Below are 14,179 nucleotides of genomic sequence, written 5' to 3'. Positions count from 1 at the left end.
TCGCGTCCGACCGGCCGCAACGACTGGACAGCCGTCCGGCCCGAGGCGGCACAACCACCGCAGTGAGCTGGCCTCGAGGCCCGGTGATCAACCGGACCCCGGGGCCCATGCCGCGTCGCCCCCTCGGCTGCCGACGGAAAACAGTCCCGCCCACCAGGATCGGCAGCCGAATCACCTGTGGCGTTCAGTGCACGACGATAGCGTCTACGCAGCCGCCGATTCGGGAGTCACCGCGATGAAACTGATGTACGCCCTGTGGGGTTCGAACCTCGACGAGGTGCTGCACGCTCAGGCACTGCACGAGCAGTTGGCCTCCGTGGGCGCCGAGTCGTTGCAGCTCAATATCTCCGACGCCGATGTGACGGCGGCCCAGCTGCGACATTCGACCTACGACAATCCGGTCGCCGCGATCGTCAGCATCTGGACCGAGGCCGACAACGGGCCGATCACCGACGCGCTGGCCGCGGTGTCCGACGGCGTCAACGGCTGGATCGTCGAAGAACGAGTGCCGCTCGAACCGCCGCCGACAGCGGACGGTGCACGGTGCGATGCGCTGGCCAACATTGCGCTGCTGCGGATTCCGCCGGACATCGAGCGCACGGACTGGTTCGGGCACTGGCGCGACAAGCACACGGCCGTCGCGATCGAGACCCAGGCAACGTTCGGCTACGTGCAGAACACCGTGGTCGCCGCCATCACCCCGGGCCGCCGCGTGGACGCGGTCGTCGAGGAGCTGTTCCCGATGGCCGCCATGACCGACCAGCACGCGTTCTGGGGCAGCGGCGGCGACGACGCGGAACTGCAGCGCCGCATCGGCCGAATGATGGACAGCGTCAACGCCTTCGGGGTCGGCCAGGACCTCGATGTGATCCCGACCAGCCGCTACCACTACCGGCTCGCCCTCAGCCCGAGGTAGGGATCTCGAGCACGGCCTTGCCCGCGATCCGGCGCTCGACGAGCGCGCGGGTGGCCTCCGGGAATCGCTCCCACGGACCGCGCCAATCCACCTCCGCCGAAAGCCGTCCTGCCGCAGCGAATTCCAGCAGCGTCGCCAGGTCCGGCCCTACCTCGCGCACATCACCGAACGTGTTCATCGACTTGGCGGGTCCGACGAAGAACAGCGAATACGGTTCGAAGACAGCCGGTTCGCCCGATGCCCAGCCGATGTTCTGGACCGCACCGCCCGGCGCCAGCAGCTCCCAGGCCGCGGCGAGTTGCGGACCGCCGACATTGTCCAGGACCAGATCCACCGGGCGCTCGATGCCGTCCACCCCGACCACGATCTCGTGCGCCCCCAGCTCGGCCAGGCCCGCGCCCCGGCCGGGCGACCCCACGGAGGCGATCACATGCGCACCGCCCAGCGCCGCCAGCTGGACCGCGAACCGGCCCACCCCGCCCGCGGCGCCCGTGATCAGCACCCGGCGGCCCAGAATGTCGCGCGACCGCAGCGTCCGCAGCGCGGTGACGCCCGCCATCGGAATCGCCGCGGCAGCACCGAGATCCACACCGTCCGGCACCCGGGCGACCGCGGTGGTTTCCACCGCCATCCGCTCCGCCCACGCCCCCGCGCCGAATGCCGCGACCCTCGATCCGACCTCCGGGCCCGACCCGTCCGCGGCCGCCCGCACGACGACACCCGATGCGTCGTAACCGTGCACGGTCCCGCGCGGCCTGCGCCCCGCGAACAGCACCTCGCCGCGATTGAGCGAAAAATGCCGGACCTCGATCACGACCTGATCGGACGCCGGTTCGGGCTCCGGCGCGGACCCCAGCCGCAACGATCCCGGCGCATCCGAATCGACCACGAGTGCACGCATGGCGGTGATACCTCCTCGAGACTTAAACGGACCACCGGTCCGATTAGTCGACGGTAGCATGATTCGGACCGGCAGTCCGTTTCAGTGGAGGTATCCATGCCCGAGCAGCGCGAACGCGCCGATGCGGCGCGCAACCGGCACGCGGTACTGCGGGCCACCGAGCAGCTGTTGACCGAGGGCGGCGGGGATCGGGTGTCGCTGGACCGCGTCGCGGCGCTCGCGGGAGTCGGCAAGGGCACGGTGTTCCGGCGCTTCGGCAGCCGCGCCGGACTGCTGCAGGCGCTGCTCGAGGAGCGATCCCGGGAGCTGCGCGAGGCGGTCTCGTCCGGCCCGCCGCCGCTGGGCCCGGACGCCCCGGTCCGGGCTCGGCTGCTGGCCTTTCTCGACGCCCTAGGCGCCATCGCCGAGGGTAATGCCGTCCTGCTGGCGGCACACGAACAAGCCTGTGCCGCAGACAAATTCGACGATCCCAGCTACCAGTTCTGGCATCGCCACCTACGGGCCCTGTACGCGACGGAACGGCCCGAACTGGATACCGATTTCCTGGCCCACGCCCTGCTCGCCGCGTTCGACGGCGACCTGGTGCGCCACCTGACCACGCCGGAGGAGCCGCGGCGATTCACGCGCTCCGTGCAGGATATGGCGGTGCGGCTACTCGAGAAGTAGCGCGGCTACTGCAGACCCGCCTCGGTGGTCAGCCGGATCGCCTGCTCGGCGTCCAGGGTGCTCGGGTCGATGCGCGGCGCCTGCAGGCTGTCCAGCGGCGGCAGTACCGGATTCGCGGGGACACCGGAGCCGACCGGATAGGCCATCGAGTCACCCCGGGCCAGCACTTCCTGGCCGATCCGGCCGGTGACGAAACGGACGAACCGCTGTGCGGCCGCCGCCTTCTTGCTCGACTTCAGCACTCCCGCACCGGAAATCGACACGAAGGCCCCCGGATCCTGATTCCTGAAGTAGTGCAGCGCGGTATTGCCGCTGTTTGCCCTGGCCGCGGCCTGATCGCGATACCAGTCGTCGTGGTAGATCACGCCGCCGTCGACCTGCCCGATGTCGACTCGACGCATCGCCGCGACGGCGATCCCCGAGGACACCGCGTTCTCCTTCATCCCCCGCAGCCAGGCCGCGGTGTCCTGCTCGCCCCGCAGCGCCAGCAGTCCGGCCACGAGCGCCTGGAAGTCCGCACCCGAGGTCGGGACGGTCCAGCGTCCCTTCCACTGCGGTTGCTGCAGGTCCAGCAGCGAGGCAGGCAGCTGCTCGGCGGGCAGCTTGCCGATGTTGTAGTCGAAAACCGTTGCGTGAGCGCCGGTTCCGATCCACCGTCCGCTCGACGGCCGGTACTGCTCGGGCACCTGGGCCAGGGTCGGCGGCTCGAGCTCGGCGAACAGCCCGGACCTGTCGACCAGCGCCATGGCCGGGGCGTTCTCGGTGAGCAGCACGTCGGCCGGGGACGCCGCATCCTCGGAGACGACCTGACGGGCCAGATCGATGTCGTCGCCGTTGCGCAAGGTGACCCTGATACCGGTCTCCTTGGTGAACGCCTCCACCCACTGCCTGGTCAGCGGCTCGTACTGGGCGTTGTAGACGAGGATCTCGTTATCGTCGGCCGGCGTACTCGAGCACGCGGTGGTCGCCGTCAAGACTCCGAGCGCCGCGATCGCACCGGTGAGCAGTTTTCGACGGGCCGACATCATGACGGGATCCTTCCGAGTCACAATTCACTGCTGTGAGGTCGGCCAACCGTACTCGGTGAGTATCGGATCGCGGAGTGGCGCCCCGAAGGTTCGAGCCCGATTTGCCGTAATGTTCCGACGAGACCGGCGGGTATATGACGGGAGCGCCATGACCTATTCACCCGGTGAGGAGCCGTACGAGCCACGGCCCCAGCCGCAGCAACCTCACGGCTATTCGACACAGCAGCCACCGAGCTACTACCCGCCGGAGGGTTATCCGCCGGAGGACGGCTATCCGCCGCCACCGCATGCCGCGCCACCGCCGCGCAGGCGTCACACCGCCGTGGTCGTGGGCCTGGTGCTGCTGGCGATGATCGTGGCGGGCGGCGGTGCCGCGACGGCCGTGGTGCTGACCAGCCAGGGCATCGGCCCGCTCGCCTCGGACGAGAAGAAGATCGAGGTCGCGATCCGCGATTTCTACCGCACCCTGGACGCCGACGGCGCCGATGCCGCGATGGCCAAGTCGTGCCGCCAGGACCGCGCCGAGTACGCCGAACTGCCCGACGACGAGCGCGCGGCGATCGGCAGCACCACGTTCTCCGCGCACGTCGACACGATCGAGGACATCACGGTCAGCGGCGACCGGGCCACCGCGCAGGTGCGCGGCACGCTGGACGTGTCGATGTCCGGCGACCAGCTCGACGGCGCCGACACCACCACCGAGCAGTTGCGCAAGGAAGACGGCGACTGGAAGGTCTGCACGGCGAACACCCCGTAGTCCCCTGATACGGTCGCCGGGACAGGGTGCACCAACGGCGAGATCGCGGATGAGGGTGGGCTGGCGATGACCTGCTGCGGACCGAACCGGCGTCGCGCGCTGCAGGCCCTCGGCCTGGCCGCCGCGGTGCCGCTGCTGCCGATCCTCCGGCCGGGACCTGCTCGTGCACAGGCGAATTCGATGATCGCCACCGATCTCGAGGTCGTCACCGTCACCGACACCTCGGTGGTGCTGACGTGGACCACGCTGGCACCCGGTGCGGGCGGTGGCCCGGCCCCCGTGGCGGCGGGGACGGAGGTCCGGCTCGCTCCGGCGGATTCGCGGGCTCCGGCGGCGGTGCACTTCCCCGCCGATCCGGAACCGACCCCGTTCCACTATGCCGAGGTCGATGGCTTGGAGCCGGGCCGCGCCTATCGGTTCGAGGCCTGGTCGGACGGCGTCCGTGCCACTCCGGCGCTGAATCTCGTGACTCGCATGCCCGCGAGTCCCGAATGCACCGGGGAATTCACGACTTTGGTGCCGCCGCCCGGGCGCCCGCTGCGCACCGTCGCACTGTGCAACGACGTGCATTTCGGCGAGGAGGTGAGCGGACTGATCGCGGCCGACCTGCCGCCGGGGGCACGACAGGAGCCGGGGCTGGCGCCGTATCCGGAGGTGATGCTCGCCGCCGTGCTCGACGATCTGCGCCGCCCGGACCGCGGTGCCGACCACCTGATCCTGGCCGGAGACCTGACCTCCGAGGCGACGGCCGCCCAATCTCGCGGTGTCCGAGCACATTTGGACGAATGGGGCGTCTCGGGACGGGACTGGTTCGCCGCCCGCGGCAATCACGACCGGCCACACACCGGCGCCGAGTACGCCGGATGCCCGGTGGTGGCCGACGCCGAACACCACGACTGCTGGGGCGAAACCTTCACCGCCCGAGGCGATGTGATCGACCACCGGGTGGGCGGCCTGCGCCTGCTGGGCCTGGACACCACCGAACTCGACGCCGCGGGCGGCAGCATCGACCGCGCGCAGTTCGACCGCGTGCGTGAGCTCCTGCGCGCGGACCCGGACCGCCCGACGCTGATGTTCGGCCACCATCCCGTCACGCAGGATTCGGCCGTATCCAATATCGCCGGACCGAGTTTCGTCCTGAACCGCCCCGACGCAATCCAACTCCAAACGCTGTACCAGTCCGCCCCCGGCGTCTTCCTACACCACAGCGGCCACACCCACCGCAACCGCCGCTCCCCCGCAGACCTCCCCCTGAACGTGGAATTCCTCGAGGTCGCCGCCGTCAAGGAATATCCAGGCGGTTACACCCTGCTCCGCCTCTACGAGGGCGGCTACATGGCCAACTTCTACAAAACCCGCACGGACCTCTCCCGCCGCTGGAGCACCCGCACCCGATCCGAATACCTGGGCCTACTCCCGGAATACACCCTGGGCACAACAGCCGACCGCAACCACGTTGTCCCACGAGACTTTTCGGGCCTGTCATAGTACAAGCCCCGCGACACCGGAGGCGGCGCCGAAATACAGAGCGAGTGGCGGGAATCGAACCCGCGTACACGGTTTTGCAGACCGCCCCCTAACCACTCAGGCACACCCGCATCGAGACCAATACTGCGCGACCGGCCGCCAGCTGCCCAGGGTTGGCGTCACGATGATCGGAACAGTCGTCCACATACCCCCTAAACTCACCCTATGGCTGCCACCCGCCCGCTCCCCCTGGATCCCATCGAGGAGGCCCACCGTCAGTGGACCGCCCACGGCTGGGGTGAGGTCGCGGACGGGATGGCCGCGGTCACCTCGCTGGTGCGGGCGCAGCAGATCGTGATGGCGCGGGTGGACGAGGCGCTGCGCCCGTCGGGGCTGACGTTTTCCCGGTACGAACTGCTGATGCTGCTGAGTTTCAGCAAGACCGGCGCGCTGCCGATGGCGATGGCCAGCGCGCGGCTGCAGGTGCACCCGACCAGCGTCACCAATACGGTCGACCGATTGGAAGCGGCCCATCTCGTCAAGCGCGTACCGCATCCCAGCGACCGTCGAGCAACCTTGATCGAGATCACCGGCGCCGGTCGCGAGCTGGTGGCGGAGGCGACGCGGGAACTGAACGAGCGGGTCTTCGCACTCCCGGGTCTGGCACCGGACCGGCTGCAGCTGCTGCTGCAATTGCTCGCGGAGTTCCGGCGATCGGCCGGCGACTTCGACACGGGCGACACGCCGACCCGATGGGCATGATGCGATAACCGTTCAGCATCCTGCCAGCGACATTCCGGCCCCCGTCTTCACATCAGCGCGCAAAAGGTCCACCATGGAGCCATGGTGCTGGTCCTGGGGGTGTCGGCGGGCGCTGGGGGCGCTCGCGCGATGCTCACTCACTCCGATCAGCCTCATCTGCCGCCCATCGACCGCTGCACGGTGCCGCGCCGCGCGGGCGGCGGCGTCGAGGAGCCGGTTTTCCAGGCGATCCGCCTGATGCGCGAATCGGCGGCCCGCCGCGACGAGTTCATCACCGGCATCGCGGTGACCTCCCGCAGCGCGGTACACGCCGACGCGATCCGCACCACGGCCGGGCGCAGCCGGCTCACCATCGTCGACGAGCCGGTGGCGCAGCTGCGGTACCTGCGGTTCAGCGGCCAGCTGCCGGACGAGGGCGCCGTGGTGCTCTACGACCTGGGCGCCTCGGGCCTCACCGTCACCGGCGCCGACTGCCGCACCGACGCCATCCTGGCGGCCCGGCGCAGCACGGTGCTCGGCGGCGACGGCCACGACGCGCTGCTGCGCTGGCGACTGGCGCACGGCGGGGTGATGATCGACAAGCCGACCAGCCGCGCCTACAAGGAGGCGCTGACCTCCACCCCGGTGCTCACCACCAGCGATCCGCTGACCGGTACCCGAATGGTGTTCACCCGCAGCGATTTCAGCGAACTCGTGGCAGCCGGGATCCACCATTCGGTCTCGTTCGTGCGGCAGCAGATGGAGGAGACGGGCGTTCCGGCACAGGCGCTGGCGCTGCTGGGCGGCTGCACGCGCAATCCGGGTATTCGCGAGTCGCTGGCGCAGATGCTGGATCTGCCGGTGATCTACGACCCTGAGCCGGAATATGTTTCGGCCCGTGGCGCCGTGCTGATGGCGACGCAGATGCCCTCGGCGCGCCGGGTGCGCGGCGTCCGTTTCGCCGCCCCGGTCCTACGCCCCGACGGATCGTCCCCGGTCTCCCGCCGCAAGGTGGTCGCGGCCCTGGCGGTCACGGCAACACTGGGCGCAACGGTGGCCGGACTACTCGCCGCCGACCGCCAAACCCCGCAGCCGACAACCCACGGCGTCGCGCCTTCCCCGGTCGAAGTGGCGGGCACCCCCGCAAAACCCGCCCAGCCCAGGTAATTTCGCGCCCTCCACCTGCAGGAACACCCACGCCCACTCCCCCATCTCCGGCGTGCTTTCGGCCGGAATCCACAGTGAGATCCCGGCCAAAAGCATGCCGGGAATGACGTCGAAGACGCACGCCGGGAATGAAGCTGAAACGCACGCCAGGAATGCAGGCTGCCGTCTGCGTCGGTCATTCCGGCGTGCCGGCCCCAGTCATTCCGGCGTGCTCTTGGCCGGAATCAGCGGTTGGTGAAGTTGGCCGGGCGCTTTTCTACGAAGGCGTTCATGCCCTCGGTCTGGTCCTCGGTGGCGAACAGGGAGTGGAAGACTCGGCGTTCGAAGCGCAGGCCCTCGGTGAGGGTGGTCTCGTAAGAGCGGTTCACCGCCTCCTTGGCGATCATCACCGAGGGCAGCGACATGCCCGCAATGGTTTCGGCCACCTCGAGGGCGGTCGATACCAGGTCGGCGGCGGGCACGATCCGGGCCACCAGGCCCGCGCGCTCGGCCTCCTCGGCGCCCATGTTGCGGCCGGTGAGGATCAGGTCCATCGCCTTGGCCTTGCCGACCGCGCGGGTGAGCCGCTGCGAACCGCCCATTCCCGGAATCACACCCAGCTTGATCTCGGGCTGGCCGAACTTGGCGGTATCCGCGGCGATCAGGATGTCGCACATCATCGCGAGCTCGCAGCCGCCGCCGAGGGCGTATCCGGAGACCGCGGCGATGATCGGCTTGCGGAAGGCGGTGAGGCGGTCCCACCCGGCGAAGTGGTCGGCCAGGAACATGTCCATATAGGACTTGCTCTGCATCTCCTTGATGTCGGCCCCGGCGGCGAACGCCTTCTCGGACCCGGTGAGCACGACAGCACCGATGTTCTCGTCGGCCTCGAGCTCGTCGAGGGCGGCGGTGATATCGGTGAGCACCTGCGAGTTCAGCGCGTTGAGGGCCTTCGGCCGGTTCAGCGTGAGACGGGCGACGCGGCCCTTGCGCTCCAGCAGGATGGTCTCGAAGTCGGTCACAGGGTTTCCTCTCCGGATCGCTTGCGAATATCGGTCACGATAGCGGAGAAGTCCTTGTCCGCCTCGGCCTGGTTGAACCGGCTGTAGAGCTCGGCGGCGAGCATGCCGATCTGCCCGTCGACGCCGTTGTCGCGCAGCGCATTCGCGGCCAGGCCCAGGTCCTTCGTCATCAGGGCGGTGGCGAATCCGGGCCGGTAGTCGTTGTTGGCCGGGCTGGTCGGTACGGGTCCGGGGACCGGACAGTAGGTGGTCAGCGCCCAGCACTGCCCGGAGGCCGTCGAGACCACGTCGAAGAACTTCTCGTGCGTCAGACCCAGCTTCTCGCCGAGCACGATGGCCTCGGACAGGCCGATCATGGAGATGCCCAGCATCATGTTGTTGCAGACCTTGGCGGCCTGGCCGACGCCCGCGCCACCGCAGTGCACGACCTTGCCGCCCATCACGTCGAGCAGCGGCTGGGCCGCGGCGAAGTCCTCGGCCTCCCCGCCGACCATGAAGGTGAGCGTGCCCGCCGCCGCGCCCGCGACGCCGCCGGAGACCGGAGCGTCCAGGGCCCGATGTCCTGCCGCCACAGCCAGTTCCGCGGCCTGCTTGGCATCGCCGACGTCGATGGTGGAGCAGTCGATGAACAGCGTGCCGGGCTTGGCGGCGGCCAGCAGGTCCGGATAGGCGTCGAGGACGATGCGGCCGTTGGGCAGCATGGTGATGACGATCTCTGCCTCGGCGGCGGCCGCGGCGCCGGTGTCGACGACGGTGGCGCCGTCGGTGCGGGCCTGCTCCTGTGCGGCGGGGACCGGGTCGAAGGCCAGGACCTCGTATCCGGCCTTCACCAGGTTCGCGGCCATCGGACCACCCATGTGGCCGAGGCCGAGGAATGCGACCTTGATGCTCATCGGTTTCCTTCCGGGGCAACGAGATTCAGCTCGTCGTCGCCCAGCTCGGCGAAGTAGGCGTCGACCTGTCCGGCCGGGACGTCGGCGAGGGCGGCGGGCTGCCACCGCGGGTTGCGGTCCTTGTCCACCACCTGCGCGCGGATGCCCTCGACCAGATCGTGGCTGGACAGCGAGGCCACCGAGACCCGGTACTCCTCGTTCAGCGCCTCCTCGAGGCTCGCGGCCGCACCGGCATTGCGCAGCGAGCGCAACGTAACCTTCAGCGCCACGGGCGATTTCGACAGCACGTCGGTGGCCGCCTGGTTCGCCGCGGGCTCGGGGCGCGCCTGCAGCCGCGCGACGATCTCCTCGACGGTATCGGCGCTGTAGCAGGCGTCGATCCAGTCCTGTTGCGCGACAAGCCCGGACTCCGGGGCCTGCTGGGCGAACTTGGCGATCGCCACATCGGGCTCCGCGGTGTGCAGCGCCTCCAGCAGCGCCGGAATCTGATCGGAGGGGACGAAGTAGTCGGCGAATCCGGCGGCGATGGCGTCGCCCGCGCTCATGCGCGCGGTGGTGAGCGCGACATGGGCGCCGATCTCGCCCGGCGTGCGCGAAAGCAGGTAGGTGCCACCGACATCCGGGATGAAGCCGATGCCGGTCTCCGGCATGCCGACCTTGGACCGCTCGGTGACGATGCGGTGGCTGCCGTGCCCGGAAAGCCCGACGCCGCCACCCATCACGATGCCGTCCATGACGACCACGTAGGGCTTGGGGTACCGGCCGATATAGGCATTGAGGATGTACTCGTCACGCCAGAACCGGCCGGTGGCGGAGTCCGCCGCGCGATGGGAGCCCGACTCCTCCTGCGCCGCATTGTCTTTCGCATCGTTATAGATGGCGACGATGTCGCCGCCCGCGCACAGGCCGCGCTCGCCCGCGCCGGTCACGACCACCGCGCGCACCTCGTCGTCGTCGGCCCACTCCCGCAAGGCGGTCAGGATCGCCAGCGCCATCGGATGATTCAGCGCATTGATCGCCTTGGGTCGGTTCAGCGTGATCAGGCCGAGCCCGTCGCGCTGGGAGATCAGAACCTCGTCGCTCATGCTGCTCCTACCACTGAGCGGGCCACGACCACCCGCATGATTTCGTTGGTGCCCTCGAGGATCTGGTGCACCCGCAGATCCCGGACGATCTTCTCCAGGCCGTACTCGGCCAGATAGCCGTAGCCGCCGTGCAATTGCAGCGCCTTGTTGGCGACCTCGAATCCGGCGTCGGTGGTGAAGCGCTTGGCCATCGCGCACAGCTCCACCTTGTCGTCGGCGTCGGCGTCCAGCGCCGCCGCGGCACGCCAGAGCAGCGTCCGGGCGGCCTCCACCGATGTCCGCATATCGGCCAGTTCGAACTGCAGTGCCGGATTGTCCAGCAGCCGCGCGCCGAATGCCTTGCGCTGCGCCAGATATGCCACGGACTTGTCCAGTGCGGACTGCGCGCCGCCCAGCGAGCAGGCCGCGATATTGAGCCGCCCCCCATTGAGCCCGTTCATGGCGATGCGGAAGCCGTTGCCCTCGGCGCCGAGCAGATTCGCCGCGGGCACCCGGACGTCGTCGAGGATCACCTGCCGGGTGGGCTGCGCGTTCCAGCCCATCTTCTTCTCGTTGGCGCCGAAGGAGATTCCCGGGGTGTCGGCCGGGACGATGAAGGCGGAGATGCCCCGCGCCCCGTCGGCACCGCTGCGCGCCATCACCACGTAGACGTCGGTACTGCCCGCGCCGGAGATGAATTGCTTGACGCCCGTGAGCAAGTAGTCGTCGCCGTCGCGAACGGCCTTGGTGCTCAGGGCCGCCGCGTCGGAGCCGACACCCGGCTCGGTCAGGGCGTAGCTGCCGAGCAGATCCATCGACGTCAGGCCGGGCAGCCAGCGATGCCGCTGCGCCTCGCTCCCGTAGCTGTCGATCATCCACGCGACCATGTTGTGGATGGAGATGTATGCGGCGATCGCCGGACATCCGGTGGCCAGCTGCTCGAAGATGCGCACCGCATCCAACCGGCGCAGCCCGGACCCGCCCACGTCGTCGCCGACGTAGATACCGCCCATGCCCAGCGATCCGGCCTTGCGGACCACGTCGACCGGAAAGTGCTTGCGCTCATCCCATTCCAGCGCGTGGGGGGCGAGTAGCTCGTCGGCGAAGCCGCGGGCGGTCTCCGTGATCGCCTTCTCGTCGTCGTCGAGTGCGAACACGGTCAGTCCATCGTGGGGATGACGAAGGCGTTGGATTCCTTCAGCCCCTTGGGCCAGCGCTGCGTCACCGTCTTGGTCTTGGTGTAGAAGCGGATGGAGTCGGGGCCGTGCTGGTTGAGATCGCCGAAACCGGAACGCTTCCAGCCGCCGAACGTGTGGTACGCGATCGGCACCGGGATCGGCACATTGATGCCGACCATGCCCACCTCGACGCGCGCCGCGAAGTCGCGAGCGGTATCGCCGTCCCGGGTGAAAATCGCTACGCCATTGCCGAATTCGTGCTCGTTCGGCAGGCGAAGCGCCTCCTCGTAGTCCTTCGCGCGCACGATGGACAGCACCGGGCCGAAGATCTCCTCGCGGTAGATCCGCATCTCCGAAGTGACGTTGTCGAACAGTGTTGCGCCGGCGAAGAATCCGTCCTCCGCGCCGTCGACGGTGACGCCGCGGCCGTCGATCACCAGCTCCGCGCCCTCGTCGACGCCGATCTGGACGTAGCTGTTCACCCGGTCCACACCGTCGCGGCCGACCAGCGGGCCGAAGTCGGCGCCCGGATCGTCGGAGCGGCCGACATTGAGCTTGTTGACGCGCTCGATCAGCTTGGCCCGCAGTCGATCCGCGGTCTCCTCGCCGACCGGTACGGCCACCGAGATGGCCATGCAGCGCTCACCGGCCGAACCGTATCCGGCGCCGATGAGCTGGTCGGCCACGTCGTCGAGATCGGCATCGGGCATGACGATCGCGTGGTTCTTGGCGCCGCCGAAGCACTGAGCGCGCTTGCCGTGCGCGGTCGCGGTCTCATAGATGTACTGGGCGATCGGCGTCGAGCCGACGAAGCCGACGGCCTTGATCCGCGGGTCGGTCAGCAGCGCGTCCACGGCCACCTTGTCGCCGTTGACCACATTGAAGACGCCCGCGGGCAGTCCGGCCTCCAGGAACAGCTCCGCCAGCCGCAGCGGCACCGACGGGTCACGCTCGGAAGGCTTGAGCACGAACGCGTTTCCACATGCCAGCGCCGGGCCCGCCTTCCACAGCGGGATCATGGCGGGAAAGTTGAACGGGGTGATCCCCGCGACCACGCCGAGCGGCTGCCGCATCGAGTACACGTCGATGCCGGTGCCCGCGCTCTCGGTGTACTCACCCTTGAGCAGATGCGGGATGCCGGTGGCGAATTCGACGACCTCCAGGCCGCGCTGGATATCGCCCTTGGCGTCGGGGATGGTCTTGCCGTGCTCCGAGGACAGCAGTGCCGCAAGGGAATCCATCTCGTCCTGCACAAGGCTCACGAACTTCATGAGCACCCGAGCCCGCCGCTGCGGATTGAACGAAGCCCATTCCCGCTGCGCCTCGGCCGCATTCGCGACGACCGCCTCGACCTCCGCGGCGCTCGCCAGCGGCACCCGTGCCTGGACGTGCCCGGCGCTGGGGTCGTAGACGTCGCCGAAATTGCCGGACGCCCCCGAGACGTGCCGCCCGCCGATGAAGTGGGTGAGTTCGCGAACCATGCGAGTCCTGTTCTCGATGCCGTCGATGCCTGCCGCCGTGCCGAACGAACCGGAGCGAGCGGTATGCGGTCATCCTATAGTTGGACGTCCAAGTATTGGTAGGCGGTAGCCCGCGATGTGATCCATCCCACCGATTCGAGGGTGGGTAGCATGAAGACAATTTGCCGGACAGTTGCGTTATCCCCGCGGTCGACGCGAGGAGGGACGGAAGCCATGAAGCGAGCCGCACTGAAGATCGTCGCAGCACCGATCCTGCCGATTCTGGCGTTGGTAATTCCGGCCGGTCCAGCCTCCGCGGACCCGCTACATTTCGAAACCGCCCAGGTCAACGACGCGGGGTGCTCGGGCAAGGTCGGCGCCGAGGTCGCGGCCAGCCAGGGGCAGCAGGCGGGAGAGTTCGCGAGCTTCATCGACAGCTCGGCCCGGGTCACGGTGAGCTTCACCCCCGACGCCAACCCCCTCGGCTCGATGTCCGCGTCACCCGGCGGCAGCTGCGAAATCTCCACCACCGTGACGATGCGGAACCTGGACACCGGAGCGAACAAGACCGAGACGCGCAAAACCGAGTACGACGGCCACTACGGTTGGCACGCGGCATTTTTCACGCTCGACGGCTCGGGCCGAGTAGCCGTGCAGGTGAGCACCAACCCCAACCCGTCCGAGCTGACCATCGACGTACCCGCGCCGCGCTGATCGAGAGCGGATCCCCTCGGATGGTGTGATCGGCGCGCGCGAACGGCAGGCTGGCGTGCGCAGCAGTTCCTCGCCAGGAACGGGATGGCTTGCGCGCGTTGCGATTCCGCGTCAGGAACGCTCGAACTCGCCCGTCCGGGGACCGGCTAAGAACTCATCCCACTGTGCCGGGGTAAAGACCAAAGCAGGACCAGCCGGATCCTTCGAGTCACGGACACCGACCATG

15 protein-coding genes and 1 tRNA gene are annotated in these 14,179 nt (G+C 68.8%); 7 read left to right on the top strand and 9 right to left on the bottom strand.

All coding sequences use genetic code 11. The features are described 5' to 3' along the window. Nucleotides 1–235: 235 nt before the first annotated feature. Nucleotides 236–916 carry a hypothetical protein gene (locus NM1_RS32555; protein ID WP_068029045.1) on the top strand — a complete coding sequence of 227 codons (681 nt, stop codon included), beginning with the start codon at nt 236–238 and terminating at the stop codon, nt 914–916. Here the strand turns inward: NM1_RS32555 and NM1_RS32550 are convergent. After that, a complete protein-coding gene (locus NM1_RS32550) occupies nt 903–1,817 on the bottom strand; it encodes a zinc-binding dehydrogenase (RefSeq protein ID WP_174556942.1) in 915 nt (304 codons plus the stop codon). The genes NM1_RS32555 and NM1_RS32550 overlap by 14 nt on opposite strands. Before the next feature lie 96 nt (nt 1,818–1,913). Here NM1_RS32550 and NM1_RS32545 point away from each other — a divergent pair, with 96 nt between their 5' ends. Then, nucleotides 1,914–2,483, top strand: coding sequence for a TetR/AcrR family transcriptional regulator (locus NM1_RS32545; protein WP_084520262.1), 570 nt, complete (start codon nt 1,914–1,916; stop codon nt 2,481–2,483). A 5-nt stretch (nt 2,484–2,488) separates the two neighbouring features. On the opposite strand, the gene NM1_RS32540 is transcribed toward NM1_RS32545, so the two are convergent. Continuing rightward, on the bottom strand, nt 2,489–3,508 hold the full coding sequence (locus NM1_RS32540; protein ID WP_068029036.1) for an extracellular solute-binding protein: 1,020 nt from the start codon (nt 3,506–3,508) through the stop codon (nt 2,489–2,491). Between the two features lie 151 nt (nt 3,509–3,659). Here NM1_RS32540 and NM1_RS32535 point away from each other — a divergent pair, with 151 nt between their 5' ends. Both NM1_RS32535 and NM1_RS32530 read left to right on the top strand, forming a co-directional pair. Continuing rightward, nucleotides 3,660–4,268: an Rv0361 family membrane protein gene (locus NM1_RS32535; RefSeq protein WP_068028913.1), complete on the top strand. Its 609-nt coding sequence runs from the start codon at nt 3,660–3,662 to the stop codon at nt 4,266–4,268. Nucleotides 4,269–4,334: 66 nt separating this feature from the next. Continuing rightward, complete coding sequence (locus tag NM1_RS32530; RefSeq protein WP_068028910.1) at nt 4,335–5,756, top strand: metallophosphoesterase family protein; 1,422 nt, start codon at nt 4,335–4,337, stop codon at nt 5,754–5,756. Nucleotides 5,757–5,795: 39 nt separating this feature from the next. Here NM1_RS32530 and NM1_RS32525 read toward each other — a convergent pair. Then, nucleotides 5,796–5,866: transfer RNA gene (locus NM1_RS32525), tRNA-Cys, on the bottom strand. A gap of 94 nt (nt 5,867–5,960) precedes the next feature. On the opposite strand from NM1_RS32525, the gene NM1_RS32520 reads away from it, so the two are divergent. Continuing rightward, nucleotides 5,961–6,497, top strand: a complete 537-nt coding sequence (locus tag NM1_RS32520) for a MarR family winged helix-turn-helix transcriptional regulator (RefSeq protein WP_068028907.1) — start codon at nt 5,961–5,963, stop codon at nt 6,495–6,497. Nucleotides 6,498–6,578: 81 nt separating this feature from the next. Next, a complete protein-coding gene (locus NM1_RS32515; RefSeq protein ID WP_068028905.1) occupies nt 6,579–7,643 on the top strand; it encodes an acetate and sugar kinases/Hsc70/actin family protein in 1,065 nt (354 codons plus the stop codon). 224 nt (nt 7,644–7,867) lie between these two features. Here NM1_RS32515 and NM1_RS32510 read toward each other — a convergent pair whose 3' ends face one another. Genes NM1_RS32510 through NM1_RS32490 form a run of 5 tightly spaced genes read right to left on the bottom strand, consistent with a single transcriptional unit; the run spans nt 7,868 to nt 13,260 of the window. Further along, nucleotides 7,868–8,644 carry an enoyl-CoA hydratase gene (locus tag NM1_RS32510; protein WP_068028902.1) on the bottom strand — a complete coding sequence of 259 codons (777 nt, stop codon included), beginning with the start codon at nt 8,642–8,644 and terminating at the stop codon, nt 7,868–7,870. Next, nucleotides 8,641–9,537 (bottom strand): 3-hydroxyisobutyrate dehydrogenase, encoded by an 897-nt coding sequence (mmsB, locus tag NM1_RS32505; RefSeq protein ID WP_068028900.1) that lies wholly within the window; start codon nt 9,535–9,537, stop codon nt 8,641–8,643. Before mmsB ends, NM1_RS32510 begins: the two co-directional genes overlap by 4 nt. Then, on the bottom strand, nt 9,534–10,622 hold the full coding sequence (locus NM1_RS32500) for an enoyl-CoA hydratase/isomerase family protein (protein ID WP_068028897.1): 1,089 nt from the start codon (nt 10,620–10,622) through the stop codon (nt 9,534–9,536). The genes mmsB and NM1_RS32500 overlap by 4 nt, the downstream gene beginning before the upstream one ends. Further along, a complete protein-coding gene (locus NM1_RS32495) occupies nt 10,619–11,758 on the bottom strand; it encodes an acyl-CoA dehydrogenase family protein (RefSeq protein WP_068028895.1) in 1,140 nt (379 codons plus the stop codon). Before NM1_RS32495 ends, NM1_RS32500 begins: the two co-directional genes overlap by 4 nt. 2 nt (nt 11,759–11,760) lie before the next feature. Further along, nucleotides 11,761–13,260, bottom strand: a complete 1,500-nt coding sequence (locus NM1_RS32490; RefSeq protein ID WP_068028892.1) for a CoA-acylating methylmalonate-semialdehyde dehydrogenase — start codon at nt 13,258–13,260, stop codon at nt 11,761–11,763. A gap of 213 nt (nt 13,261–13,473) precedes the next feature. Here NM1_RS32490 and NM1_RS32485 point away from each other — a divergent pair, with 213 nt between their 5' ends. Then, entirely contained in the window at nt 13,474–13,953 is a 480-nt protein-coding gene (locus tag NM1_RS32485; RefSeq protein ID WP_068028889.1) for a hypothetical protein, read from the top strand. A gap of 111 nt (nt 13,954–14,064) precedes the next feature. Here the strand turns inward: NM1_RS32485 and NM1_RS41645 are convergent, their stop codons facing one another. Beyond that, the gene (locus tag NM1_RS41645; protein WP_084520261.1) at nt 14,065–14,178 is read right to left on the bottom strand and encodes a DUF397 domain-containing protein; all 114 of its coding nucleotides are present in this window, start codon (nt 14,176–14,178) and stop codon (nt 14,065–14,067) included. Nucleotide 14,179: the final 1 nt, after the last annotated feature.

This window comes from Nocardia mexicana NBRC 108244 (assembly GCF_001613165.1).
In the GTDB taxonomy this organism is placed as follows: domain Bacteria; phylum Actinomycetota; class Actinomycetes; order Mycobacteriales; family Mycobacteriaceae; genus Nocardia; species Nocardia mexicana.
The sequence above is the reverse complement of the archived record's forward strand: the minus strand, read 5'-3'. Positions and strand labels throughout refer to the sequence as shown.

What these genes read in the sequence shown, in the direction of transcription:
- NM1_RS32555 (WP_068029045.1), top strand. Translation starts at nt 236, where the DNA reads ATGAAACTGATGTACGCCCTGTGGGGTTCGAACCTCGACGAGGTGCTG.
- NM1_RS32550 (WP_174556942.1), bottom strand. Translation starts at nt 1,817, where the DNA reads ATGCGTGCACTCGTGGTCGATTCGGATGCGCCGGGATCGTTGCGGCTG.
- NM1_RS32545 (WP_084520262.1), top strand. Translation starts at nt 1,914, where the DNA reads ATGCCCGAGCAGCGCGAACGCGCCGATGCGGCGCGCAACCGGCACGCG.
- NM1_RS32540 (WP_068029036.1), bottom strand. Translation starts at nt 3,508, where the DNA reads ATGTCGGCCCGTCGAAAACTGCTCACCGGTGCGATCGCGGCGCTCGGA.
- NM1_RS32535 (WP_068028913.1), top strand. Translation starts at nt 3,660, where the DNA reads ATGACCTATTCACCCGGTGAGGAGCCGTACGAGCCACGGCCCCAGCCG.
- NM1_RS32530 (WP_068028910.1), top strand. Translation starts at nt 4,335, where the DNA reads ATGACCTGCTGCGGACCGAACCGGCGTCGCGCGCTGCAGGCCCTCGGC.
- NM1_RS32520 (WP_068028907.1), top strand. Translation starts at nt 5,961, where the DNA reads ATGGCTGCCACCCGCCCGCTCCCCCTGGATCCCATCGAGGAGGCCCAC.
- NM1_RS32515 (WP_068028905.1), top strand. Translation starts at nt 6,579, where the DNA reads ATGGTGCTGGTCCTGGGGGTGTCGGCGGGCGCTGGGGGCGCTCGCGCG.
- mmsB (WP_068028900.1), bottom strand. Translation starts at nt 9,537, where the DNA reads ATGAGCATCAAGGTCGCATTCCTCGGCCTCGGCCACATGGGTGGTCCG.
- NM1_RS32500 (WP_068028897.1), bottom strand. Translation starts at nt 10,622, where the DNA reads ATGAGCGACGAGGTTCTGATCTCCCAGCGCGACGGGCTCGGCCTGATC.
- NM1_RS32490 (WP_068028892.1), bottom strand. Translation starts at nt 13,260, where the DNA reads ATGGTTCGCGAACTCACCCACTTCATCGGCGGGCGGCACGTCTCGGGG.
- NM1_RS32485 (WP_068028889.1), top strand. Translation starts at nt 13,474, where the DNA reads ATGAAGCGAGCCGCACTGAAGATCGTCGCAGCACCGATCCTGCCGATT.
- NM1_RS41645 (WP_084520261.1), bottom strand. Translation starts at nt 14,178, where the DNA reads ATGGTCGGTGTCCGTGACTCGAAGGATCCGGCTGGTCCTGCTTTGGTC.